This is a genomic window from Pseudomonas sp. SCT, from assembly GCF_003864275.1.
GTDB classification, from domain to species: Bacteria; Pseudomonadota; Gammaproteobacteria; order Pseudomonadales; family Pseudomonadaceae; genus Stutzerimonas; species Stutzerimonas stutzeri_AE.
In genome coordinates, this window is the sequence record NZ_BDJA01000005.1 from 109,742 (window position 1) to 133,123 (window position 23,382).

A 23,382-nucleotide genomic window follows, 5' to 3' on the forward strand; every position below is an offset into this window, starting at 1 on the left:
CCATCCTGCACCCATATTGCCTGCCCGCAACCGCGCGGTCAGCCCCATGAGCCGCGGGTTTGCCAAGGGCATTCAGCAGTCTGATGGATGCCGGTACGCGCGCCGGCATTCGCTAGACTCGCTGCCACTACCCGAACAACAAAAGGCAGCAGAACAATGCATAACCGCATGATGATCACCGGTGCCGGCTCCGGACTCGGTCGCGAGATTGCCCTGCGCTGGGCGCGTGAGGGCTGGCAGCTGGCGCTTTCCGATGTCAACGAAGGTGGCCTGGCGGAAACCCTAAAAATGGTTCGTGAGGCGGGCGGTGACGGCTTCACCATGCGCTGCGACGTGCGTGACTACAGCCAGCTGATCGCCTTCGCCCAGGCCTGCGAAGAGAAGCTCGGCGGCATCGACATCATGGTCAACAATGCCGGCGTGGCGTCCGGTGGCTTCTTCGACGAGCTGTCGCTGGAAGACTGGGAATGGCAGATCGCAATCAACCTGATGGGCGTGGTCAAGGGCTGCAAGGCCTTCCTGCCACTGGTGCAGAAGAGCAAGGGCAAGATCATCAACATCGCCTCGATGGCGGCGCTGATGCAGGCGCCGGGCATGAGCAACTACAACGTGGCCAAGGCCGGCGTGGTGGCGCTCTCGGAGAGCCTGCTGGTGGAGCTGCGCCAGGCCGAAGTTGGCGTGCATGTGGTCTGCCCGTCGTTCTTCCAGACCAACCTGCTGGACTCTTTCCGTGGCCCGACGCCAAACGTGAAGGCGCAGATCGGCAAGCTGCTGGAGTCTTCGCCGATTACCGCGGCGGACATCGCCGACTACATCCATCAGCAGGTCGCCAAGGGCGAATTCATGATCCTGCCGCACGATGAGGGACGCATGGCCTGGAAGGTCAAGCAGCAGAATCCGCAGGCGATCTACGACGAGATGGCGCTGCTGGCGGAGAAGAAACGCGCCAAGAGTAAGGCACTCTGAGATCGTCCGGCCGCTCCGGTGGCCGCTGCGGTTGCTTCAGGGAAGGGTCGGGAGTAGGGTTGCCGGTCAGGCTTTTTTCGCCGTAACCCTATGGATCGCTTGTGAAATTCCCCTCCCGTGGACTGTTGATGGTGGCCCTGGTGCTGGCCGCGATCAACCTCCGCCCCGGCATTACCTCCTTTGCTCCGCTGATCGAACGCATCGCCGAAGAACTCGCGCTTTCCCGTGGGTTGATCAGTCTGACCACCGCCTTGCCGGTGCTCCTGATGGGCCTCCTGGCGCCATTGGCGCCGCGGCTGGCCATACGCTTCGGCCTGGAGCGCAGCATCGCGCTGTGCCTCGGTCTGATCGCTGCGGCCTTGCTGTTGCGACTGTTCGGCCATAGCGCAGCACTGCTGATCGCTACCGCCGGACTGGTCGGTGCGGGGATCGCCGTTGCCGGGCCGTTGCTGTCCGGCTTCATCAAACGTTATTTCCTCGAACGCATGGGTCAGACGGCGGCGTGGTATTCGCTGAGCATGGCGGTCGGCGGCACCCTCGGGGTGGTGGTGACGGCACCGGCCACCGAAGCGATGGGGCAGGAGTGGACGCGGGGCTTGGCGCTCTGGGCTCTGCCGGCACTAGCGGCACTGCTGATCTGGTCGCGCCTGCCCAACCAGCCGGAAACTGCCAGCGAAAGTCGTGCCGGTTTGCCCTGGAAGGAGCCGCGGGCTTGGCTGCTGAGCATCTATTTCGCCCTGCAGGCCGGTCTGTTCTACGCGCTGGCCACTTGGCTGGTGGCGCGTTATCACGAGGTGGGCTACAGCCTGCTGCAAAGCAATGCGTTCTTCAGTGGTTTCATGCTCATCGGCCTACCCAGCGCCTTCGCCATGCCCTGGCTGGCGCAGCGGCTGGGTAACCGGCACCGGATCATGGCGGCGTGCGGCGTGCTGGCGACACTATGCCTGGCCCTGATCGCGCTGCTGCCGGGCTGGCAGCCGTTGCTGGTCTGCATGCTCCTGGGTGTTGCGCTCAACGGCACCTTTTCCCTGGCGCTGATCTCGCCGATGTACGAAGCCAGCACGCCGCTGGCGGTCAGTCGACTCACGGCGATGATGCTCTGCACCGGCTATTGCCTCGCCTGCCTGACGCCGGTCCTGGCTGGGCTCGGGCGCGACCTGGCCGGCGACTATCGTATGCCGTTCCTGGTCCTGACCGGCATGGCCGCGTGCATGTCGCTACTGGCGATGCGCCTGCGGTCGAGGCACGCGGGCGGCTGAACGCACTCAGCGCTGTGGCCTGTTTCACCACTTCCCAAGCTGCGGGTGACCCGCCAGCCACGCTGTGCTAGAAAGCTCGCCGTCCCGTCCCTGCGTTCCCGGAGTTTCGAGTGGAGTCTGAGTCCATCGTTTATGGCTGCATCCGTGATTGGCCTTCCGCCGACCCCGAGCAAAGCCGCCAACGCCGGGCAAACAATCTGGCTGCGGTGCAAGCGCTGCCGCAGGGCGAAGCCTGGCCCTTCATCGGGCGTGAGATGTTTTCCCTCTGCCGTAACGAGGAGCTGGGTCTCTATCAAACCCAGGTCATTCACTTCGGCGCCAGCTACCGGGCGGTGGAATACGAGTGGACGCTCTGGGTGCAGCGCTTCGAAGAGCTGCTCAAGCAGCTGTACTGGACCAGCGCCGTGGTGCATCTGGAAACCGAGCTCAACGGCACGCACACCTTTCGCTGGCAGACCGAGGCGGGTAGTCACAGCCCGCAGCAGAGCGACCTGCGCATGCGCTGCGCCTGGGAGCGGGAAAGCGGTCTGTTCGGTTGACTCGGGCGCTGCTCAGTCCAGCCACTCGCGTGGCACGTCGCGCCTGAGTGCCAGCTGGCATTGCTGACTGTCGGCGTCGAAGACGATCACTGCTTCACCTTTGTCCAGCGCCCGGCGCACCCGTGCCACGCGGGTTTCAAGCGGGGTTTCGTCGCCGTTGTCGGTGCCCTCGCGGGTGACGAAATCTTCGATGAGGCGGGTCAGGGTGTCCGGTTCGAGCTGGTCGTGGGGTATGAGCATGGGGCTTCTTCGGATGGATCGAGCGTGGCGCAGAGCAGCGCAACCTAGCTCGCGCCGCTCTGCAGATAACTGTCCAGGCAAGCATACAGCTGCCGGCTTTCCAGTGGTTTGCCGATGAACTCATCCATCCCCGACTCCAGGCCGCGCTGGCGATGCTCGGCCAGCACATGGGCCGTCACTGCGATGATCGGTACGGCCTGCAGTTGCTGGTCAGCTTCGAGCTTGCGTATCTGCCGGCTGGCCTCGAAACCGTCCAGCTCCGGCATCTCGCAATCCATCAGAATCAGTTGCACCGCGTTCGGGTCGCGACGGTAGAGATCCACGGCCTGACGTCCATTGTCGGCAAGCTGCACGGCATAGCCGCGTTTCTTCAGCAGGCCACGAACCACCATCTGGTTCACCGGATTGTCCTCGGCCACCAGAATGCAGGGTTCGCTTTGAGGCGGCGCAATCGGGGCCTGCCTGGTTTCGGCCAGCGCTGCCGGCTCGTGTTCGTAGAGTGCCTGCAATGCTTCGCGTAGCGGGGCGCTCTGCAGTGGCAGCGCCAGGCTTATCAGACGCAGATCAGGCGTCAGGGGAGGCGGCTCGTGAATCGGCGAGTAGAGCATGAGCACCCGCTGATTCGGCTCCAGATGCCGCCGCAGGCGCTCCAGCCACTGGCTCGGGCTACCCGGCCATGGCGCCAGCAGCACCAGCAGCGGCGGGGCGGTGAAATCGGTGAGGTAGTCCGGCAGGCGATCCGGCGTCAGGCACCGTTCGGTGCGCATGCCCCAGCGTCGCAGCAGATGGCTGAGTGCCTCCAGGCCCTGGGCGTCTTGCGAGGCAAGCAGTGCAGGCCTGCCTGCCAGCAGCTGGGTCAGTGGATCTTCAACGTCGGTGGCGGTCTGCAGGGGAATTTCGAAGCAGAAACGGCTGCCGCGGCCTGGCGCGCTCTGCACCTCGATATGGCCGTTCATCATTTCCACCAGCTCTTTGCTGATCGCCAGGCCGAGCCCGCTGCCGCCGTAACGCCGGGTGGTACTCGAGTCGCCCTGGGAGAAGGATTCAAAGAGCTGCGCCAGCACTTCCTGACGCATGCCGATGCCGCTGTCGCTGACGCAAAAAACCAGCCGCGGTGCACCATCCGGTGTCTCGCGACAGGACACCTCGAGCAGCACGTGGCCATGCTCGGTAAACTTCAGTGCATTGCTCAGCAGGTTCATCAGGATCTGCTTCAGGCGCGTAGGGTCGCCGCGAATACGTCGCGGCACGCCGGGTTCCAGTCCGACGTGCAGACTCAGTTGCTTTTCCAGCGCCTGTGCGGTGAACAGCCTGATGGTTTCGGAAATCAGGATTTCCAGGTCGAAGTCGATGTCTTCCAGGCTCAGCTTGCCGGAGCCGATCCGTGCGTAGTCGAGGATGTCATTGATCACTGCCATCAGCGAATTGCCGGAGCTGGAAATGGTGTCCAGATAGAACTGCTGGCTGCGGTCCAGCGGCGTTTCTCGGAGCAACTGCAGCATGCCCAGCACGCCATTCAATGGCGTGCGGATTTCGTGGCTCATCTTGGCCAGGAAGCGGCTCTTCGCCTCGTTCTCGCTGGCGGCCCGCTCGGCAGCCTCACGCGAACGGTAACCCTCTTCCTTGAGCAGGTTGATGCGGTCGGCCAGGCCGATGGAAAGGGTGATCAGCTCGAAGGCGACACTGGCCTTGACCACTGCCGCGCCGTACAGGCCAAACAGCTCGAAGCCCAGCGAGCCGGCCGTGACCAGAATGAAGGACGCCAGCAGCACGCCCCAGGCCAGCGTGTAGTAAACGCCATAGCGCACGCCACGGCGCCAGACGAAGGCGCCGGCCAGCAGTAGCCCGGCAGACACGACGATCACCGTCACGCTGGCCAGGATGCTCCAGCTCTGCACGTCCAGCACGAGGCCGGAAATCATGCTGCCCAACGCAGCCAACAGGGTGCAGCGCAGGAGCAGGTCGAGCCGCGGGAATAGCTCGCGGGTGTGCAGGAAGTGCCGACTGAACTGAATGGCGATCAGGCAGTGGCTGAACATCAGGGCATAGATGCCAAGCGCCACCAGCCCGCCATCGTCGGCCAGCCACTTGACCAGCAGACCATCGAAGGAAAGGGCGAACAGCCCGACATTGAGGGTGTAGACCAGATACCAGAAGTAAGCCGGCTCGCGCAGGGAGGCGAAAAGGAACAGGTTGTAGCAGAACATCGCGAACAGCACGCCATAGAACGCACCGCTCAGGCCGCTCAGCTCCTGCTCCTCGGCGGCGCTGGCGTTGTAGGTGCTGAAGTACAGCGGGACGTAAAGCGTGCTGGTCGTCTTGATCCGCAGCAGTAGCGTGGTGTCGCCTGGAGGCAGCTCGACCGGAAACCAGAAATTGCTGACTTTTACCGGCCGCTGCGCGAATGGGTAAATATCGCCGGTGAGCTGGCGGCTGATGTTGCCGTCGGGGTATTGCAGGAACAACTCGATATGATCGAGCAGGGGATAGTTGATCTCGATGAAGCCGCCGACGGGATTGCCGAGGCGGTTTTTCAGGTCGGCGCGTAACCACCAGGTCGAGCCGTTCTTGCCTTCGTTGACGTGCCCGCCCGTAACTGCTCGAAAGCGCTCCGATGACAGCGCCATGACATCGTCGACGCTCAGTTGGCCATCCGGGTCTTCCAGATAGCGGGTGCCGCCGCCCAGCGACTGGCGGGAATCGATGGAATCGACCACCACAGGCGTGAATGCCCAGACTTGAAGCGACAGGCAACACAGCAGCAGAGCCAAGCATGCACGCGGCAACATGTTTCGTTCCGGAAGGGTGTGTGCCCTGCGGCAGGGCGACACATATTAGTAGAGCGATGTGACGGTACCGATTCCTTCGGGCTCTACATGGCGCCTTCAGAGTGCCGCACGTCCTTGTCCGGTTATATTTGCCGAGTTACCCGTGATGCGGCAAGTACAGCTTGCCCGAAGCACGCGACTTGTCACGGAAGGCGGCCGCTCAGCCGTTGCGGTCGTGCGGGTCGGCCTGGCGGCCGATGAGGGTGTCGACCGGCGGCACGCGGGTATCGTTTTCCATCTGCGCGTCGTGCTCCAGTTGATGGCTGAAGCGCTCCAGCGAGTCGTTCGAGTGCTGCGAATCGCTGGCGAAGACCGGTTGGCTGAGCATGTAGCCACAGAGCAGGCGGCTCATGGCGGCGAGACTGTCGATATGGGTGCGCTCATAACCGTGGGTCGCATCGCAGCCGAACGCCACCAGCGCGGTGCGGATGTCATGGCCCGCCTCGACAGCGGATTGGGCGTCGCTGTGGTAGTAGCGGAACAGATCGCGGCGTACCGGGATCTCGTGTTCGCCGGCCAGCTTGAGCAGGTGACGTGACAGATGAAAATCATAGGGACCACCGGAATCCTGCATCGCCACGGTCACGGCGTGCTCGCTGGATGCCTGGCCCTTGGCTGCGGGCGCAATGTCGATGCCGACGAACTCACTGACATCCCAGGGTAGGGCACCGGCGGCACCGGAGCCGGTTTCCTCGGTGATGGTGAACAGCGGATGCACGTCGATGGGCGGTTCGCGGCCACTTTCGACTATCGCCTTCAGCGCGGCGAGCAGGGCGGCCACCCCGGCCTTGTCATCCAGGTGGCGGGCACTGATATAGCCGCTTTCGGTGAACTCGGGCATCGGATCGAAGGCGACGAAGTCACCGACATTCACCCCTAGCGCGCAGGTTTCGTTACGGCTGTAGGTGTAGGCGTCCAGGCGCAGCTCGACGTGGTCCCAGCTGACCGGTGCTTCGTCCACCGCGGTGTTGAAGGCGTGCCCGGAGGCCAGCAATGGCAAGACGCTGCCACGGATCACTCCGGTGTCAGTGAAGACGCTGACGCGGCTGCCCTCGGCGAAACGGCTCGACCAGCAACCTACGGGTGCCAGGCCCAGGCGGCCGGTATCGTGAATCTCGCGGACGATGGCGCCGATGGTGTCCAAATGCGCGGCGACGGCGCGGTCCGGGCTATAGCGCCGACCCTTGAGGGTGGCGCGAATGGTGCCGCGGCGGGTCAGTTCGAAGGGAATCCCCAGCTCCGTCAGACGCTCGGCGACATAGCGCACGATGGTATCGGTGAAGCCAGTGGGGCTGGGGATGGCGAGCATCTCCAGCAACACGCGTTGCATGTAATTGAGATCAGGTTCGGGCAGTTGTGCGGTCATGGGAGCTCCTTTGAGCGGCGACTTTCTCAGCCACCGAATGGAGGTGAATGTAGGAGAGCGACCTGCTGGTACGGCGCGCGGCGTAGGCGTCCCGGCTCGGTGCCGGGACGCCTGTGTGATCAGCCGGCGGTGCTCAGCGGGAAGAGCAGGTCGATGAAGCGTTCGGCGGTCGGCTGCGGCTGGTGATTGGCCAGGCCGACGCGCTCGTTGGCTTCGATGAAGACGTACGCCGGTTGATCCGGGGACGGCACCAGCAGGTCCAGGCCGACTACCGGGATATCCAGCGCCCGGGCGGCGCGTACGGCTGCGTCGATCAGCTCGGGATGCAGCTGTGCCGTGACATCCTCCAGCGTGCCGCCGGTATGCAGGTTGGCAGTGCGACGCACGGCCAGGCGCTGTCCGTCCGGCAATACGCTTTCGAAGTCGAAGCCGGCATCGCGCAGGCAGCGCTGGGTTTCTTCGTCGAGTGGAATGGAGCTTTCGCCGCCGGTCGCCGCCTGGCGACGACGGCTCTGCTTCTCGATCAGCGAACCGATGCTGGTGCGGCCATCACCGATGACCTCGGCGGGGCGACGTATCGCTGCCGCGACCACTTCGAAGCCGATCACCACGATGCGCAGGTCGAGCCCCGGGTGAAAACTCTCCAGCAGCACGCGACTGTCGAACTGCCGGGCGCGCAGGATGGCCTCCTCTATTTCCGCGGCATCGCGTAGGTCGACGGCAACGCCCATACCCTGTTCGCCGTCCACCGGCTTGACCACCACGCTGGCGTGTTCGGCGAGGAAGGCAGCGTTCTCGGCAGCACTGCCGGCCAGTTGCTGCGCAGGCAGGCAGATGCCTGCCTGCGCCAGCGTGCGGTGGGTCAGGCGCTTGTCCTGGCAGAGCGTCATGCTCACGGCCGATGTCAGGTCTGACAGCGATTCGCGGCAGCGCACGCGGCGCCCGCCCTGGGTCAGCGTGAACAGCCCCGCTTCGGCATCATTGACTTCGATCTCGATGCCGCGGCGGCGGGCTTCGTCGACGATGATCTTGGCGTAGGGGTTGAGCTTCGCTTCCGGCCCGGGGCCGAGGAACAGCGGCTGGTTGAAGCTGTTCTTGCGCTTGACGGTGAAGGTCTGCAGGTCACGGAAGCCGAGCTTGGCGTAAAGCGCCTTGGCCTGCTGGTTGTCATGCAGCACCGACAGGTCGAGGTAAGCCAGGCCGCGGCCCATATAGTGTTCGATCAGGTGGCGCACCAACGCTTCACCGACACCTGGCCGCGGGCAGCTGGGCGAAACCGCCAGGCACCACAGGCTAGAACCGTTTTCCGGATCATTGAAGGCACGGTGATGATCGATTCCCATCACGCTGCCGATAATCTGCCCGGAGGTTTCGTCCTCGGCCAGCCAGTAAACCGGGCCGCCCTGTTCGCGCGGGGTGCAGCGCTCCGGATCGACCGGCATCATCCCGCGCGACTGGTACAGGCCGTTGATGGCGTGCCAGTCGGCATCGCTCTGCGCGCGGCGGACGCAGAAACCGCGGAAGCGCTTCTGTGACGGGCGGTAGTCGGTGAACCAGATACGCAGCGTGTCGGAGGGATCGAGAAAGAGTTGCTGCGGGGCATAGGACAGCACCTGATGCGGAGCAGCGACATACAGTGCGATGTCGCGCTCGCCAGCCTGCTCGTTGAGCAATTCGGCGGCGAGTTGTGCAGGGTCGGAATAGGTGTGGCCGACCAGGATGCGGCCCCAGCCGCAGTGCAGGACCACCGGGCCGCAGGGTTCTTCCTGACCGTCCTCGGCGAAGCGTGCCTGCAGCCTCTGGTAGGACGGTGCCTGTCCGCGCAACAGACGCTGGCCATAGGCTTGGGACTTCTGCATGGTGCGTTCCTTGATGCTAAGTCACGAACCGGCAAGCGGTGGGGCGAAGTCTTCGCCCCCGTGGCGCGTGGCAACCGCAGCCGTTCGTGAGCGGGTTATCGGGGCCGTCGTGGTCGGGCGCCTGCCTCGACCACTATTAGAGGCCTTGTTCGCTCAACCATAGATTGACCGCCGCCAGCTGCCAGAGTTTTGAACCGCGCAGCGGCGTGAGCTGGCCATCCGGATCGGCGAGCAGCTTCTCCAGCGCCTGCGGGTTGTACAACCCGCGCTCCTGACTCGGGTCGAGCAGCATCTCGCGCACCCAGTTCAGCGTCGCACCCTGCAGGTGCTTGAGGCCCGGCACCGGGAAGTAGCCCTTCGGCCGGTCGATCACTTCTGCGGGAATCACCTGGCGCGCCGCCTCCTTGAGCACGTACTTGCCGCCCTCTGGCAGCTTGAATTTCGCCGGAATCCGGGCCGACAGTTCGGCTACGCGATAGTCGAGGAACGGTGTGCGCGCCTCCAGGCCCCAGGCCATGGTCATGTTGTCCACGCGTTTGACCGGGTCATCGACCAGCATCACCGTGCTGTCAATGCGCAGCGCCTTGTCCACCGCGGCATCGGCGCCAGGCTGGGCGAAGTGCTGGCGGACGAAGTCGCCGGAGAAGTCGCCCTGCACCCACTGCTGCTGCACGGTCTCGGCGTATTCCTCATAGCTGCGGTCGCGGAACGCGGCGAGGTAGGCCGCCACCGGGTCCTCGGCGCCATCCACCAGTGGATACCAGTGGTAGCCGGCGAACAGCTCATCGGCACCCTGGCCGCTCTGCACCACCTTGCAGTGCTTGGCCACCTCCCGCGAGAGCAGGTAGAAGGCGATGCAGTCGTGGCTGACCATCGGCTCGCTCATCGCCTGGAAGGCGGCCGGTAGCTGCTCGAGGATTTCCTTTTCCTGAATGCGCAGCTGGTGGTGGCGCGTGTTGTAGTGCTTGGCGATCAGATCGGAGTACTTGAACTCGTCGCCGCGCTCGCCGCCGGCATCTTCGAAGCCGATGGAGAAGGTCAGCAGGTTGTCGGCCACGCCGGCTTCGCGCAGCAAACCGACCAGCAGGCTGGAGTCGACACCGCCGGAGAGCAGCACACCGACATCCACCGCGGCGCGCTGTCGGATCGCCACCGCTTCGCGCATGGTATCCAGGGTGCGCTGTTTCCAGTCTTCGAAGCTGTAGTTGCGCTCCTCTTCACGGGCGCCGAACTGCAGTTCCCACCAGCGCTGGGTGGTGGTCGCGCCATTGGCGTCGACGCGCATCCAGCTGGCCGGCGGCAGTTTCTCGATGCCGGCAATCAGCGTGTCCGGCGCTGGCACCACGGCGTGGAAGCTCATGTAGTGATTCAGCGCCACCGGGTTCAACACACCGGCGATATCACCGCCCTTGAGCAGTGCCGGCAGCGACGAGGCGAAGCGCAGGCGCTGATCTGTGCGTGACAGGTACAGCGGCTTGACGCCCAGACGGTCGCGGGCGATGAACAGCTGCTGCGTATCGCGCTGCCAGATGGCGAAGGCGAACATGCCGTTCAGCCGCGGCAGCAGCGCTTCGCCCCAGGCGTGGAAGCCCTTGAGCAGCACTTCGGTGTCGCCTTCGGAGAAGAAGCGGTAGCCCAGGCCTTCCAGCTCAGCGCGCAATTCGGGGTAGTTGTAGATGGCGCCATTGAAAACCATCGACAGGCCGAGGGCCGAGTCGATCATCGGCTGGCCGGAGGCCTCGCACAGATCCATGATCTTCAGACGTCGATGGCCGAGGGCGAGTGGGCCCTGGCTGTGGAAACCGCAGGCGTCGGGGCCGCGCGCAGTCAGGTGTTGAGTGATGCGTTCAACCGCAGCCAGATCGGCCGGGCGGTTATCGAAGCGAAGTTCTCCAGCTATGCCACACATAAGATCCTTACCGGTTTTGCCGTTGGGGAGTGTGACTGACCCGTCACGGGCGAAGTTCAGCTTTTCGGACCAGCGCAGCGGCGTCGATCCGGCCTGGCTCGGCTCAGTCATCTTTTTACACCAAAGCAAAAAAATGCTTTGATGTCAAAGTTACTGGTCGTGCGAAGGCTTTAGAATGAGCGAAAAGACAGTTTCAGGCGAAACCAATGATGCTGTGCTGGACGCGTTCGAAATGCCGCTGTTCCAGGCCATGCGCCGGTTGCAGCAGGACGCCGAGGTGCATGCCAAACGGCTGGCGCGTTACGGCGGGCTGAGCCCGGTACAGCTGATGATCCTGCAGGTGCTGGCGAGCGACGGGCAGATGACCGCGAGCGCCTTGAGCCGACGCGTCAGCCTCACCGCTGCGACGTTGTCCGGCCAGCTCGATCGCCTTGAAGAGCGCGGGCTGTTGCAGCGCCAGCGCGATGACCAGGATCGCCGCCGCCAGTGGCTGCTGCTCAGTGACAGCGGCCGGGAACTGCTGCAGGAGGCGCCAGCGTTGCTGGCGCCGGAATTCCGCGCGCGTTTCGCCGCCTTGCCGCAATGGGAGCGCCACGCGCTGACCGCCGCACTGCTACGCGCCGCCGAGCTGTGCAGCGACATGGAGTGAAGCGACCTAGCGGGTGTTCTCCAGGCTCTTCACGGTGAGTTCCAGTGCCTTGCGCATGTCCAGCCGTGCCGAGCGACCGACATCGTTGTCATCCAGCCGGTAACCACGCTCCGACGGCAGGATCGGCGCGGTCAGGTCATCCGCCTCGGCGGGCTCGAAATCCGAGTCGCGGCCGATGGTCATCGCGCTGCGGCGCAGCAGCTCACGCACCTGATCGGGTGCCAGCTCGGGATTGACCGACAGCATCGCACCCACCGCGCCGGCTACCAGCGGCGTGGCGTAGGAGGTGCCGCAATGCACGTCGCCGCGCTGTTCGGGATCGAGCGTGGCGGCGCGGGTGCAGGCCGCCGCGGTGATGTCCACGCGCATGTCGACGTTGGATGACTTGCGCTTGCGCACGTAGTCCGGGTGTTCCACCGAGACCTCTTTCTGGTCGTTGCGCTCATGGCCACCGACCACCAGCAGCTGCTCTGTAATGAACGAGGAAGGCAGCCGATAGTCGTCGCGCCCGGAGTGGGCCGAGCCGTTTCCCGCCGAGTTGATCACCAGCACATCGGGATGTTCACGGCGCAGCCAGAGGAAGAACTCTTCCAGCAGCTCCTCGTAGCCGCTCATGGCAATTCCGGAGCGCAGCAGCGAATCCACCGGCTCGCCTTCCACATCCACCGTGCCGATGCGATGGATGCCCCAGCTCCAGTTGAGGATGCGCGCGCCGTCCTCGACCAGATTCACCGAGGCTGCGACGTTGGCGGTGATGCCGGCATCCGAATTGCGCTCGACGATCACCTCGAAGCCCGGCCCGGTGCCGTCCAGCGCACTGAGAAAGCCCTGGTCGCGGGCATCGCTGGCGTGGGCGGCGAGAATGCCGGCGACGCTGCTGCCGTGATTGTCCGGCCGGTCGGCGTCGCGGGCGTAGAGGCAGGTGCGCTGTTGTTGTGGATCGCAGGGTCCGAGGTACTCGGCAAAATGCGGTGCATCGAAGTCCACCGCACGCTCGATGATGCCGATACGCACCGGCTGTTTTTCGCCGGCGCGCTGGCCGGCGGGAATGCGTTCGCGGTAGTAGTCCACCGCATCGAGGAAGCGGTTGGCGGCCCACTCCCGGTTCTGCGGACGCTTCTGATCCGCGCTCTTGCCGGTTTCCTGCTCGTCGTTCTCGGCGGCCGATTCCTCGATAACCACGGCATCCACACCCACCTCACTGCCCAGGCGCAGCACCATGGCGTCGCGCTCGGTGAGGTCCTTCACCGGCAGGCGCAGCTGGTAGGTGTTCAACGGCGGGATGGCGCCGACCACCTCGGCGCCGTACTTCTCGGCAAGCTGGCGCGCCTTGTCCAGGCCTTGGTGATCCTCCTCGATGATCAGACTGACCAGATCGACATAGGTGGTCAGGTCATCCATGTTGCGCGCCACTTCGTCGGGCGTGGCGGCGAGCACCTGGCTGCGGCCGGCCGAGAGCCAGACCGGGTTGCTGCGCTTGCCATCGTGTTCCAGCCACAGCGGAGCGCTGCGTACTGCATCCGGCGCGAGCGTCAGGCGCAGCTGGTCGCCGTCGCGCTGGAGTGTGTCGGCATTCAGCCGCTTGCCATCCAGATAGAGCTGCACCTCGCCACGTGGAAGGCCTTTGGCGCTCAGGCACCAGTTCTGCGCGTCTTCGGCGAAGAGATCGCCGCAGCGCTTGAGCTGGGTGACGCGGATCGGGTCTTGCGCGGTGGCGGGAAATGTATAGAGCGCGTTGAGCAGGCCGAGGCCGAGGGCAAGACCAGTGAGTTGACGGGTTGTCATTGATTAACGCCGTTGCAGGTAGTTGACGCTGAACAGGTCGCGCGGATCGGTCCACTGGCCAAGGCAGTCGAATCCGGATGCACTGGCCAGGGCGGCGAACGATTCGAGCGTGTACTTGTAGGAGTTCTCGGTGTGCAGGCTTTCCCCCGCATCGAAATGAAAGCGCCGGCCCTCGATGCTCACGTCCTGCGCCTCGGGGCTGATCAGGTGCATCTCGATGCGCGACTCGGCCTCGTTGTAGAAGGCGCGGTGGATGAAGCGTGACGGGTCGATATCGCTGTCCAGCTCGTTGCGGATGCGCTGCAGCAGGTTGAGGTTGAACGCGGCTGTGACATGAGCGCGGTCGTTGTAGGCCGCTTCCAGCACCGCACGATCCTTGACCAGATCGACGCCGATCACCAACCCGCCGCCGGCCGGCAGCACGTCGTGCAAGCGCTGCAGAAAGGCAGCGGCCTCGCCTGGGGTGAAGTTGCCGATGCTCGAGCCGGGAAAGAACATCAGCGGATGTTCGCTGCTGAAGTCATCCGGCAGGTTCAACTCGTTGGAAAAGTCGGTGCAGGCGGCATGCACCTCCAGCCACGGGTAGTCCGCAGCCAGGCGCTGGGTGCTGCTGAGCAGGAAGTCCTCGGAGATGTCGATACCCAGGTAGCTGGCTGGGTGCAGCGCCTCCAGCAGCAGGCGGACCTTGCGGCTCGCGCCGCTGCCCAGTTCGATCAGGTCGCTGTGCGGGCCGGCGATATCGAGGATGTCATTGGCCGCACCGGCGAGGATCTGCTCCTCGGTGCGGGTGATGTAGTACTCCGGCTGCTGGCAGATCTGCTCGAACAGCTCGGAGCCGCGGCGATCGTAGAAGAACTTTGGTGAAGCCCATTTCGGCTTCGCGGCAAATCCGGCAAGGGTTTCGTCGCGCAGCGAGGCGTCGTGTGGCTGTTGCAGCTGATCGTGGAAATGAATTGCCAGCGCCATGTTCAGAGCCCTCTGGCCAGGCGCAGCCCGGCGAACTGCCAGCGCATCGCCGGCTGGAAGAAGTTGCGGTAGGTGACCCGCACGTGGGATTCCGGCGTGGCGCAGCAACCGCCACGCAACACCATCTGGCCGGACATGAACTTGCCGTTGTATTCACCGAGGCTGCCCTCCAGCGGGCGGAAACCCGGGTAGGGCAGGTAGGCGCTGGCTGTCCATTCCCAGACATCACCGAACAGTTGCCTTGGGCCGTCGTGCCCCGGCAGGGCGGCGACCGGTTGCAGGTAGTCGCTTTCGAGGAAGTTGCCGCGCAGCGGTTGGTCAGCGGCGGCGACTTCCCATTCCGCTTCGCTCGGCAGGCGTGCCCCGGCCCAGCGGGCATAGGCATCGGCCTCGTAGTAGCTGATGTGGCAGACCGGCGCTTCCAGGTCCAGCGTGCGCAGGCCGCCGAGGGTCATTTCGTGCCAGCTGGCGTCTTCGCGCAGCCAGTACAGCGGGGCGTTCCAGCCGGCCTGCTGGATCAGATCCCAGCCATCCGACAGCCACAGCTCCGGGCGGGCATAACCGCCATCAGTGATGAACGACAGGTATTCGCGGTTGCTCACTAGCCGCTCGGCAAGCTGGAAATCTTCGACGAACTGGCGATGGCGCGGGGTTTCGCAATCGAAGGCGAAGTCGTTGCCGGCATGCCCGATGTGCTGCACGCCGCCAGCGAATTCGTGCCAGCGCGGGCGCTCCGGGCCGCTTGGCTGCGGCTTGGCGAGGTCATGGCGATAGACCGGATGCAGCGGGTTCTGCGCCAGAATGTGCTTGATGTCCATTAGCAGCAGCTCCTGATGCTGCTGCTCATGCTGCAGGCCCAGGCCGACACGACGGACGATCTCGGCGGCCTGCTCGCGAGGCGGGTTGCTCAGCAGCTCGCCCATGGCCTGATCGACATGCCGGCGGTAGCGATAAATCTCATCTACCCCCGGGCGGGACAGCACACCGCGGCGCGCCCGCGGAAACGGCAGGCCGTGAGTCTGGTAATAGGAATTGAACAGGTAGTCGTAGGCATCGTTCAGGCGTCGGTAGCCGGGCAGGTAGGGCAACAGCAGAAAGGTTTCGAAGAACCAGCTGACGTGCGCCAGGTGCCACTTCGGCGGGCTGACTTCCGGTGTGCTCTGGATCACGTAGTCCTCGACCTGCAGCGGTGTGCAGATCGCCTCGCTGGTGGCGCGAACCTGTCGGTAGCGCTGCAGCAAGAGATCCAGCTCTGCCAGTGCCGGATGCGGATGTGGCTGCTCTGCCAGGTTGCCCATGGCTGTCCCCCTACGGTTTGACGACCGAAACGGCCTCCCATAGCGACCCGGTGCGCCGGGCAAAAGTTTCTGCCGGCCGGCCGGGCAAAGTTGAAGAAGAACCGGCGGCGCCCTGGTCACTCTGTATGAGCAAAGCAGGGGATCGAGCCATGCGACAGTTATTCGTTCTGAGTTCCGCGATGCTGTTGGCTGCCTGCGGGCAGCACAATACGGCGTCCTATACGGCCGCCGCGGGCGCGCCGAAAAGCGCAGAAACGCGCACGCTGGAGGCCGGTGCAAAGCTGCTGCAGGGCAAGGCGCCGTTGAATGCGGTCAGCGCGTACCTCAATGGCTTTCACTTCTATAACGGCGACATGGATGGACAGATGGAGGCGCACCATTACGTCACGCGGCTGAATGAAGACGTGATGCAGGCGCTGATCTACGACGGCAACGGCAGCGATGCCAAGCTCATGGGCGTCGAATACATCATCAGCGCGCGCCTGTTCGCGACACTGCCCGAGGACGAGAAGAAGCTCTGGCACAGCCACGATTACGAGGTGATGTCCGGCTCGCTGGTCGCCCCCGGCCTGCCGCAGATCGCGGAAAAGCAGCTGATGGAGCAAGTGGTCAGCACCTATGGCAAGACCTGGCACACCTGGCATACCGACCGCGACAAGGAGCTGCCCTACGGCATCCCGGCGCTGATGATGGGTTTTACCGCGGACGGTCAGCTCGATCCGGCGCTGGAGAAGGCCCGTGACCAGCGCCTCGGCGTGGATACCCAGGCCATTCGCCGCAGCCGTAAATCGATACCGCAGCCGACGGTCGATCCGGCGGCTAATGCCTGGGAGAAGGGCGAGGTGATTCAGCTGCAGCGGGTACACGGCGCCGGCGAGCACCGCCACGGCGACGCTGCCGGGCGGTCGGAAGTCAATCAGTCGGGACGTCTGCAACAACAGCAGCAGCGCAGCGATGAACGCTGAGGTTATTGAGCATCGTCGACCGGCGGTGTCGGGCGGATCAGGATTTCGTTGACGTCGACATGCGCCGGCTGCGATAGCGCGTAGACCACTGCGCGGCCGATGTCTTCGGGTTGCAGGGCATAGGCCGGCGGCTGGTCGAACAGCGGCGTGTGGACCATGCCCGGCTCGATCAGCGTGACTCGCACGCCAGTGCCGCGCAGTTCTTCGCGCACGCTCAGGCCCATGCCGGTCACCGCCCATTTGCTGGCGCTGTACATCGAACCGGGAATGACGAAGCGCCCGGCTGCCGAACCGGTGAGCAGCAGATGGCCGCGGCTGGCCTTGAGCGCAGCCAGGCTGCAGCGCAGGGTCAGCCCGACGCCGTAGACGTTGGTCAGCAACATGGCTTTCCACACCTCGGGATCGGCGCCGCTGAAACCGCCTTCGCTGCCGGGGATACCGGCGTTGGCGTAGACGGCATCGAGCTGGCCATAGTGATCGAGCACTTGCTGCACCATGGCCTGCTGCGCGGCGTAATCGGTCACGTCGCAGCGAATGGCGAGGGCGCGCTGCGGCCCGATCTCGTCGACCAGATGCTGCAGCTTGTCCTCGGAGCGTGCGGCGAGCGCCAGCCGATACCCCGCGGCTGCGGCCAGCCGCGCGGTTGCGGCGCCGATACCGGACGAGGCGCCGGTGATCAGCAGCACTGGATCGCTCATGGTCGTTCCTCAGTAGTTCGGCGTGGTTTCCGGAATGGCGCTGTCATCGGTGATGAAGGGCATCGTCCAGGGTTCCAGCGTGCAGCCCTTGCCGATCAGCTCCTGGCGGGTCTGCTCGATCACCTGCGCCACGCGCATTGGGTCGGCGTAGTCGCGCACCTGCGCCACACGGGTGATTTCCTCGCCATTGCCGTTCATCACGGTGAAGCCGAAGCTATCGTCCTCGGCGTTGGCGCTGGTCACGCAACCGCAGGGCAGAAAGGCTTCCGAGGCCAGTTGCATGGCGTTGTCGAGGCTGAGCGGGGTAGTGGTCATGGTGGTCTCCGTTGCGTTGCGGATGTTTCAAGTTGACCGCCATATGTCATGGCCGTTTCCCTATCGCCGACCGGCTGTCGCTTGTGCAATGCCGGGGGCGCCACCATATTCATCGACATGAGCACCTCATCCGCCGGTCCGCTTGGCCGTTTCCACCCCGCCGTAGCGGGCTGGTTTTCCCGCAGTTTTCCCGCGCCGACGCCGGCCCAGGCGGCTGCCTGGCCGCTGATCCGCGCCGGTCGTTCGACACTGGTGGCGGCACCGACCGGCTCGGGCAAGACCCTGACGGCCTTTCTCGCGGCCATCGATGGTCTGATGCAGCAAGGGCTGGCCGAGGGAGGCCTGGCCGACGCGACGCGGGTGCTCTACGTCTCGCCGCTGAAGGCCTTGTCCAATGACATCCATATCAACCTGGAAGAGCCGCTCGCCGGAATCACGGCGGAACTGGCACGTCTGGGCCTGCCACCGCTGGAAATCCGCACGGCGGTGCGTACCGGCGACACGCCGCAGGCCGAGCGCAATGCCATGCGCAAGCGCGTGCCGCATATCCTGGTGACCACGCCGGAATCGCTCTACGTACTGCTCGGCTCGGCGTCGGGGCGGGAAATGCTCGCCGATGTGCAGAGCGTGATCGTCGACGAGATCCATGCCATCGCCGGCAACAAGCGCGGCAGCCATCTGGCGCTGTCGCTGGAGCGACTGGAAGCGCTCTGCAATCGGCCGCTGGTGCGTGTCGGCCTGTCGGCTACGCAGAAGCCGATCGATGCGGTGGCGCGCTTTCTGGCCGGCGTCGAGCGGCCGTGCGAGATCGTCGACATCGGCCATGGCCGCGCCCGCGACCTGGCGCTGGAAGTGCCGCCGGTGCCGCTGGAAGCGGTGATGAGCAACGACGTCTGGGCGTTGGTCTATGACCGCCTTGCGGCGTTGGCTGGCGAACACCGCACCACGCTGGTGTTCGTCAACACGCGGCGCATGGCCGAGCGCACCACCCGCCACCTGGCCGAGCGGCTGGGTGCAGAGGTGGTCGCCGCACACCACGGCAGCCTGGCCCGCGAACAGCGGCTGAGCGCCGAGCAGAAGCTCAAGCGCGGCGAGTTGCGGGTGCTGGTCGCGACTGCCTCGCTGGAGCTGGGCATCGACATCGGTGATGTCGAGCTGGTCTGCCAGATTGGCTCGCCACGCTCGATCTCGGCCTTTCTGCAGCGGGTTGGGCGCGCCGGGCACCAGGTGGCGGGGGTGTCTAAGGGGCGGCTGTTTCCCAGCTCGCGGGACGACCTGATCGAGTGCGCCGCGCTGCTCGACGCCGTGCGCCGCGGTGAGCTGGACACACTGAAGATTCCGCAGGTGCCGCTGGATGTGCTGGCGCAGCAGATCGTCGCCGAGGTCGCCTGTCGGGAATGGGAAGAGGGCGCGTTGCTCCAGCTTTTGCGCAGGGCGATGCCCTATGCCGCGCTCGACGAATCGACCTTCCAGGCGTTGCTGCGGATGCTCGCCGAGGGCTACACCACCCGCCATGGCACCCGCGGCGCCTATCTGCATCGCGACCTGGCTACACGAAGCCTGCGTGGCCGGCGCGGCGGGCGGCTGACGGCGCTGACCGCCGGCGGCACCATCGCCGACAATGCCGACTATGCCGTGCTGCTGGAACCGCAGGGGCTGAACATCGGCACCGTCAATGAAGACTTCGCGGTGGAGAGCCTGGCGGGCGATGTGTTCCAGCTGGGCAACACCTCGTATCGCATCCTCAAGATCGAGTCGGGGCGGGTGCGCGTTGAGGACGCCCAGGGCATGCCACCAAGCATTCCGTTCTGGCTGGGCGAAGCGCCGGGGCGCAGCGACGAGCTGTCCTTTGCCGTGGCGCGGTTGCGCGATGAGATCGATCGACGGCTGCACGATGCCGCAACAGCGGCGGACGACGCCGCCAAGTCGCCGGGCGTCGTTTTAAGCGCCAGCTCGCGCCTGGCGCCTGCCATCGACTGGCTTACTGGCAGCCTTGGCCTTTCGGACGACGCCGCGCGGCAGATCGTCGAATATCTGGCCCGCGCCCGCTCGGCCCTGGGCGCCTTGCCAACCCAGCAGCGGCTGGTCATGGAGCGCTTCTTCGACGAGTCCGGCGGCACCCAACTGGTCATTCATTCGCCCTACGGCAGCCGCATCAACCGCGCCTGGGGGCTGGCGCTGCGCAAGCGCTTCTGTCGCACCTTCAACTTCGAGCTGCAGGCCGCGGCCACCGAAGACGCCATCATCCTTTCGCTTTCCACCAGCCACAGCTTCCCGCTGGCGGAGGTCTGGCGCTACCTGCATTCGGCCAGCGCCGAGCAGGTGCTGATCCAGGCGCTGCTGGATGCACCGTTGTTCGGCGTGCGCTGGCGCTGGATTGCCACCACCGCGCTGGCCCTGCCGCGCATGGCCGGCGGGCGCAAGGTGGCGCCGCAGCTGCAGCGCATGAAGAGTGAAGACCTGCTGGCCACGGTGTTCCCCGATCAGGTGGCCTGCCTGGAAAACATCGTCGGCGAGCGCGAAATTCCCGACCATCCGCTGGTGCGCCAGACCCTCGACGATTGCCTGCACGAGGCCATGGACAGCGAAGGTTGGCTCGCGCTGCTGCGCCGCATGGAGCGCGGTGAGATCGAGCTGTTGGCGCGGGACCTGCCGGCGCCGTCACCGCTGGCGATGGAGCTTCTCGGTGCGCGGCCCTACGCCTTTCTCGATGACGCGCCGCTGGAAGAGCGGCGTACTCAGGCCGTGCTGGCGCGGCGCTGGAGCGACCCGGAGTCGAGCGATGACCTCGGCGCGCTGGATCCCGAGGCGATCGCCGCGGTGCGCGAGGAGGCCTGGCCCGAGGCGCGCAATGCCGATGAGATGCACGAAGCGCTAACGGCCCTGGGCTGTATCGCCGAAGCCGAGGCCGTCGTCCAGCCGCAGTGGCGCGCGTGGCTGGATCAGCTTGCGCAGGGCCGGCGTGCAACGCGCATGCAGATCGCCCACGACCGCGTCCTCTGGCTGCCGCTCGAACGGCTGGCGCTGTTGCGCGCGATCTATCCGCAGGCTCCGTTCGAGCCGCATCTGCAGGCGCCCGTCGGGTACGACCAACCGCTCGCGGAAGGGGACGCGCTGGTCGAGTTGATCCGCGCGCGATTGAGCGGCTTCGGCCCTTTACCCGTGTCGTTGATTGCGCGGCCGCTGGCCTTGCCAGCCTCTGCCGTCGCAATGGCGCTGATCCGCCTGGAAAGTCAGGGCTATGTGATGCGCGGCCGTTTCAGCGCCGGCGCAGTAGAGGACGAGTGGTGCGAGCGGCATCTGCTGGCGCGCATCCATCGCTATACGGTCAAGCGTCTGCGGCGCGAGATCGAGCCGGTCGAGCGTGCCGATTTCATGCGTTTTCTCGCCGACTGGCAGCATCTGTCCGCGACCACGCGTATGCAGGGTCGTGAGGCGCTGGCCAGCGTGGTGGAGCAGCTGGAGGGCTATCAGGCAGCGGCCGCGGCCTGGGAAGGCGATCTTTTGCCAACACGCCTGAAAGACTACGGCGGCACCTGGCTGGACGAACTGTGCCGCTCCGGGCGCATCGTCTGGACGCGCCTGGCTGGTCGGCTCAAGGCTAGCGGCGGACCGGTGCGTGGCACGCCCGTCGTGCTGCTGCCGCGCCGCCAGTTGCCAGCCTGGTACGCGCTGGCAGGTGACGCGCCGATGCCGGAACTGTCATCGCGGGCGCAGCGGGTGTTCGACTGCCTGCAGACCCACGGCGCGCTGTTCTTCGATGAGCTGCAACATGACGCGCATTTGCTGCGCAGCGAGCTGGAGGATGCCCTTGGCGAACTGGTGGCGGTGGGGCTGGTGAATGCGGACAGCTTCGCCGGTCTGCGCAGCCTGTTGGCACCTGCCAGCAAACGCTCGCGAACGGCTCGGCGCAGCCGTGGCGGTGCCTTCATCGGTGGCATGGACGATGCCGGCCGCTGGGCGCTGGTGCGCAAGTCGGGCACGGCAAACGATGCATCGCGCCCGGCCAAGGTCGACGCCGAGGCGCTGGAGCATATCGCTCGTGTACTGTTGCGCCGCTACGGCGTGGTGTTCTGGCGTTTGCTGGCGCGTGAGGCCGACTGGTTGCCGCCCTGGCGCGAACTGTTGCGGGGCTATCACCGGCTTGAGGCGCGGGGAGAGATCCGCGGCGGGCGCTTTGTCGCCGGTGTGGCCGGTGAGCAGTTCGCCCTGCCCGAGGCGGTCGGCCTGCTGCGCGAAGTGCGCAAGCGGCCGCTGACGGGAGAAATGCTGGCGGTATCGGCTGTGGATCCGCTGAATCAGCTCGGTACCTTGTTGCCCGGGAGCAAGGTGCCAGCGCTTGCGGCCAATCGGATTCTCTACCGTGACGGGACGCCATTGGCGGTGCTGGTCGCCGGCAAGCCGCAATGGCTGATCGAGCTGGACGAAATCGGGCAACTCGAGGCGCGTCGCCTGCTGCTATCGGCTAGACGCTAGGGCGCCGAGCGCGCTCGTCAGGCCGTCGGCGGCAGGCACTTGAGGTTGCCGAAATCCGTCTGCAGCTGTGCGAGTCGGTTGGTCAGGTGCGCACGCTGGCCATCGTCGGCGAGTGTATGCAGGTCGGCAACCAGCTCCAGGCCGGCCCGTTCGGCACGTTGCAGGGTCGCCCGATCGCTGTCGTTCATCAGCGCTTCGCGCTCCTGCAAGAGCCGCGCAATGCGAGCGTCGAAGTCGTCACTGTGACGCTCCTCGACGGCAGCGAGCAGCATCTGCTGCCAGCGTTCACGATTATCCAGCCAGCGCCTGTTCTGCTCGCCAAGGGTATGCGCCCAGAGCAGTACGCGCTGGCGCTGCTCCGCGTTCAGCGGTCCGAACCAGTACTGCAGGCGCTCCTGCATGCGCTCGGCGCGCTCACGAATCTGCTGTTCCAGGGGCGGCTCCAGGTACTTCTCCCGGTGCTCGCGACGGTTTTCTGCCAGCGAGCGGCGCAGCTCGTCAACCTGAGCATCGCTGAGTGCACGCAGCAAGTCGGTGGCAGTGGGGGTGACCTCCACGGCGATGCTGTGCATGGCTTCGCGAACGCCGTGGTAATGCGGCGCCAGATCCTCGCGCTCGAGCCGGCCGCTGGCGCTTTCGCGTTCCAGTTGCTGGAGGCTGGCGAGTAGCTCCGGCAGCTGCGTGCTGCAATGCCAGGCCAGGTGCTGGCGCAAGCGTTCGCGGAGGTCGCGCTGCTGGCTGCGATCCAGGTCCAGGTAATCGTTCAGCGACCAGGGCACCAGCATGTCGAGGTTGCGATAGACCAGGGTTGCGCGGCTGCAACCGGAGATCAGCAGCGCGGTGAGCAGCGTCAGCAGTAGCAGGCGGGTGGTGGTGCGCATCGTCTCTCCTCGCTGTGCGGCGCCTGTTGTGTAGAGCCGTGACGCTGCCAGGGGTTCGTTCGCTGGGCCATTTCGTCGTGCCGGACGAGCAAAGACCGCCGCCCTGTGGTCTGCATTGCATGGGGCTTGCCTTGTCGCGGCGAGGCGGCCGTCTTATCCCAGCAATGATGGAGAAATGCCATGACCTCTCAGATCAAGCACCTCAGCGGCGACGACGTACCCAAAGCCTGGCGCCCGACCTGGGCCGTGTGCTGGGTAGTGGAACTGAACGGCACCGTGGTCGCTGGCCCCTACGCCACCGAAGAAGAAGCCCGCGCCGTGGCCGAAGGCAAGGAAGAGCCACGCATCTCGCAAACCCCGGCACCCTGATCGCAACACACGCC

At 65.3% G+C, this 23,382-nt stretch carries 18 protein-coding genes; 7 read left to right on the plus strand and 11 right to left on the minus strand.

All coding sequences use genetic code 11. The features are described 5' to 3' along the window. The first annotated feature begins 156 nt into the window (after window positions 1-156). From BHD08_RS14040 to BHD08_RS14050, 3 genes are all read left to right on the plus strand, one after another. Window positions 157-966: an SDR family oxidoreductase gene (locus BHD08_RS14040; RefSeq protein ID WP_125023008.1), complete on the plus strand. Its 810-nt coding sequence runs from the start codon at window positions 157-159 to the stop codon at window positions 964-966. A 128-nt stretch (window positions 967-1,094) separates the two neighbouring features. After that, on the plus strand, window positions 1,095-2,225 hold the full coding sequence (locus tag BHD08_RS14045) for a CynX/NimT family MFS transporter (RefSeq protein WP_125023308.1): 1,131 nt from the start codon (window positions 1,095-1,097) through the stop codon (window positions 2,223-2,225). 110 nt (window positions 2,226-2,335) lie between these two features. Beyond that, on the plus strand, window positions 2,336-2,764 hold the full coding sequence (locus tag BHD08_RS14050; protein WP_015277686.1) for a hypothetical protein: 429 nt from the start codon (window positions 2,336-2,338) through the stop codon (window positions 2,762-2,764). A 12-nt stretch (window positions 2,765-2,776) separates the two neighbouring features. On the opposite strand, the gene BHD08_RS14055 is transcribed toward BHD08_RS14050, so the two are convergent. The 5 genes from BHD08_RS14055 to BHD08_RS14075 all read right to left on the minus strand — a co-directional run bounded on the left by BHD08_RS14055 (window position 2,777) and on the right by BHD08_RS14075 (window position 10,966). Next, window positions 2,777-3,004 (minus strand): YheU family protein, encoded by a 228-nt coding sequence (locus BHD08_RS14055; RefSeq protein ID WP_015277685.1) that lies wholly within the window; start codon window positions 3,002-3,004, stop codon window positions 2,777-2,779. 44 nt (window positions 3,005-3,048) lie between these two features. After that, complete coding sequence (locus tag BHD08_RS14060; protein WP_125023010.1) at window positions 3,049-5,793, minus strand: hybrid sensor histidine kinase/response regulator; 2,745 nt, start codon at window positions 5,791-5,793, stop codon at window positions 3,049-3,051. 199 nt (window positions 5,794-5,992) lie between these two features. Continuing rightward, window positions 5,993-7,198 carry an osmoprotectant NAGGN system M42 family peptidase gene (locus tag BHD08_RS14065; protein WP_125023012.1) on the minus strand — a complete coding sequence of 402 codons (1,206 nt, stop codon included), beginning with the start codon at window positions 7,196-7,198 and terminating at the stop codon, window positions 5,993-5,995. Window positions 7,199-7,317: 119 nt separating this feature from the next. After that, on the minus strand, window positions 7,318-9,057 hold the full coding sequence (ngg, locus tag BHD08_RS14070) for an N-acetylglutaminylglutamine synthetase (protein ID WP_125023014.1): 1,740 nt from the start codon (window positions 9,055-9,057) through the stop codon (window positions 7,318-7,320). A 136-nt stretch (window positions 9,058-9,193) separates the two neighbouring features. After that, the gene (locus BHD08_RS14075) at window positions 9,194-10,966 is read right to left on the minus strand and encodes an N-acetylglutaminylglutamine amidotransferase (RefSeq protein WP_125023310.1); all 1,773 of its coding nucleotides are present in this window, start codon (window positions 10,964-10,966) and stop codon (window positions 9,194-9,196) included. Between the two features lie 175 nt (window positions 10,967-11,141). Here BHD08_RS14075 and BHD08_RS14080 point away from each other — a divergent pair, with 175 nt between their 5' ends. Then, window positions 11,142-11,615 carry a MarR family winged helix-turn-helix transcriptional regulator gene (locus BHD08_RS14080; protein ID WP_125023016.1) on the plus strand — a complete coding sequence of 158 codons (474 nt, stop codon included), beginning with the start codon at window positions 11,142-11,144 and terminating at the stop codon, window positions 11,613-11,615. Between the two features lie 6 nt (window positions 11,616-11,621). Here BHD08_RS14080 and BHD08_RS14085 read toward each other — a convergent pair whose 3' ends face one another. Genes BHD08_RS14085 through egtB form a run of 3 tightly spaced genes read right to left on the minus strand, consistent with a single transcriptional unit; the run spans window position 11,622 to window position 15,664 of the window. Continuing rightward, entirely contained in the window at window positions 11,622-13,400 is a 1,779-nt protein-coding gene (locus BHD08_RS14085; RefSeq protein WP_125023018.1) for a S8/S53 family peptidase, read from the minus strand. A 3-nt stretch (window positions 13,401-13,403) separates the two neighbouring features. Further along, window positions 13,404-14,366, minus strand: coding sequence for an L-histidine N(alpha)-methyltransferase (gene egtD, locus BHD08_RS14090; protein WP_125023020.1), 963 nt, complete (start codon window positions 14,364-14,366; stop codon window positions 13,404-13,406). 2 nt (window positions 14,367-14,368) lie between these two features. Continuing rightward, the gene (egtB, locus tag BHD08_RS14095) at window positions 14,369-15,664 is read right to left on the minus strand and encodes an ergothioneine biosynthesis protein EgtB (protein WP_125023022.1); all 1,296 of its coding nucleotides are present in this window, start codon (window positions 15,662-15,664) and stop codon (window positions 14,369-14,371) included. Between the two features lie 149 nt (window positions 15,665-15,813). Between egtB and BHD08_RS14100 the strand changes: the two genes are divergently transcribed. After that, on the plus strand, window positions 15,814-16,629 hold the full coding sequence (locus BHD08_RS14100; RefSeq protein WP_125023024.1) for an OBAP family protein: 816 nt from the start codon (window positions 15,814-15,816) through the stop codon (window positions 16,627-16,629). 2 nt (window positions 16,630-16,631) lie between these two features. Here the strand turns inward: BHD08_RS14100 and BHD08_RS14105 are convergent, their stop codons facing one another. Further along, complete coding sequence (locus BHD08_RS14105) at window positions 16,632-17,327, minus strand: SDR family oxidoreductase (protein ID WP_125023026.1); 696 nt, start codon at window positions 17,325-17,327, stop codon at window positions 16,632-16,634. Window positions 17,328-17,336: 9 nt separating this feature from the next. After that, complete coding sequence (locus BHD08_RS14110; RefSeq protein WP_015277674.1) at window positions 17,337-17,642, minus strand: hypothetical protein; 306 nt, start codon at window positions 17,640-17,642, stop codon at window positions 17,337-17,339. Between the two features lie 117 nt (window positions 17,643-17,759). Here BHD08_RS14110 and BHD08_RS14115 point away from each other — a divergent pair, with 117 nt between their 5' ends. After that, complete coding sequence (locus BHD08_RS14115; protein WP_177412681.1) at window positions 17,760-22,118, plus strand: DEAD/DEAH box helicase; 4,359 nt, start codon at window positions 17,760-17,762, stop codon at window positions 22,116-22,118. A gap of 17 nt (window positions 22,119-22,135) precedes the next feature. Here the strand turns inward: BHD08_RS14115 and BHD08_RS14120 are convergent, their stop codons facing one another. Beyond that, a complete protein-coding gene (locus BHD08_RS14120) occupies window positions 22,136-22,999 on the minus strand; it encodes a DUF6279 family lipoprotein (protein WP_125023030.1) in 864 nt (287 codons plus the stop codon). A gap of 180 nt (window positions 23,000-23,179) precedes the next feature. On the opposite strand from BHD08_RS14120, the gene BHD08_RS14125 reads away from it, so the two are divergent. Beyond that, a complete protein-coding gene (locus tag BHD08_RS14125; protein WP_015277671.1) occupies window positions 23,180-23,368 on the plus strand; it encodes a hypothetical protein in 189 nt (62 codons plus the stop codon). Window positions 23,369-23,382: the final 14 nt, after the last annotated feature.

Bases quoted from the DNA above. Each gene is read 5' to 3' on its own strand.
- BHD08_RS14040 (WP_125023008.1), top strand. From the start codon at position 157: ATGCATAACCGCATGATGATCACCGGTGCCGGCTCCGGACTCGGTCGC.
- BHD08_RS14045 (WP_125023308.1), top strand. From the start codon at position 1,095: ATGGTGGCCCTGGTGCTGGCCGCGATCAACCTCCGCCCCGGCATTACC.
- BHD08_RS14055 (WP_015277685.1), bottom strand. From the start codon at position 3,004: ATGCTCATACCCCACGACCAGCTCGAACCGGACACCCTGACCCGCCTC.
- BHD08_RS14060 (WP_125023010.1), bottom strand. From the start codon at position 5,793: ATGTTGCCGCGTGCATGCTTGGCTCTGCTGCTGTGTTGCCTGTCGCTT.
- BHD08_RS14065 (WP_125023012.1), bottom strand. From the start codon at position 7,198: ATGACCGCACAACTGCCCGAACCTGATCTCAATTACATGCAACGCGTG.
- ngg (WP_125023014.1), bottom strand. From the start codon at position 9,057: ATGCAGAAGTCCCAAGCCTATGGCCAGCGTCTGTTGCGCGGACAGGCA.
- BHD08_RS14075 (WP_125023310.1), bottom strand. From the start codon at position 10,966: ATGTGTGGCATAGCTGGAGAACTTCGCTTCGATAACCGCCCGGCCGAT.
- BHD08_RS14080 (WP_125023016.1), top strand. From the start codon at position 11,142: ATGAGCGAAAAGACAGTTTCAGGCGAAACCAATGATGCTGTGCTGGAC.
- BHD08_RS14085 (WP_125023018.1), bottom strand. From the start codon at position 13,400: ATGACAACCCGTCAACTCACTGGTCTTGCCCTCGGCCTCGGCCTGCTC.
- egtD (WP_125023020.1), bottom strand. From the start codon at position 14,366: ATGGCGCTGGCAATTCATTTCCACGATCAGCTGCAACAGCCACACGAC.
- egtB (WP_125023022.1), bottom strand. From the start codon at position 15,664: ATGGGCAACCTGGCAGAGCAGCCACATCCGCATCCGGCACTGGCAGAG.
- BHD08_RS14100 (WP_125023024.1), top strand. From the start codon at position 15,814: ATGCGACAGTTATTCGTTCTGAGTTCCGCGATGCTGTTGGCTGCCTGC.
- BHD08_RS14105 (WP_125023026.1), bottom strand. From the start codon at position 17,327: ATGAGCGATCCAGTGCTGCTGATCACCGGCGCCTCGTCCGGTATCGGC.
- BHD08_RS14110 (WP_015277674.1), bottom strand. From the start codon at position 17,642: ATGACCACTACCCCGCTCAGCCTCGACAACGCCATGCAACTGGCCTCG.
- BHD08_RS14115 (WP_177412681.1), top strand. From the start codon at position 17,760: ATGAGCACCTCATCCGCCGGTCCGCTTGGCCGTTTCCACCCCGCCGTA.
- BHD08_RS14120 (WP_125023030.1), bottom strand. From the start codon at position 22,999: ATGCGCACCACCACCCGCCTGCTACTGCTGACGCTGCTCACCGCGCTG.
- BHD08_RS14125 (WP_015277671.1), top strand. From the start codon at position 23,180: ATGACCTCTCAGATCAAGCACCTCAGCGGCGACGACGTACCCAAAGCC.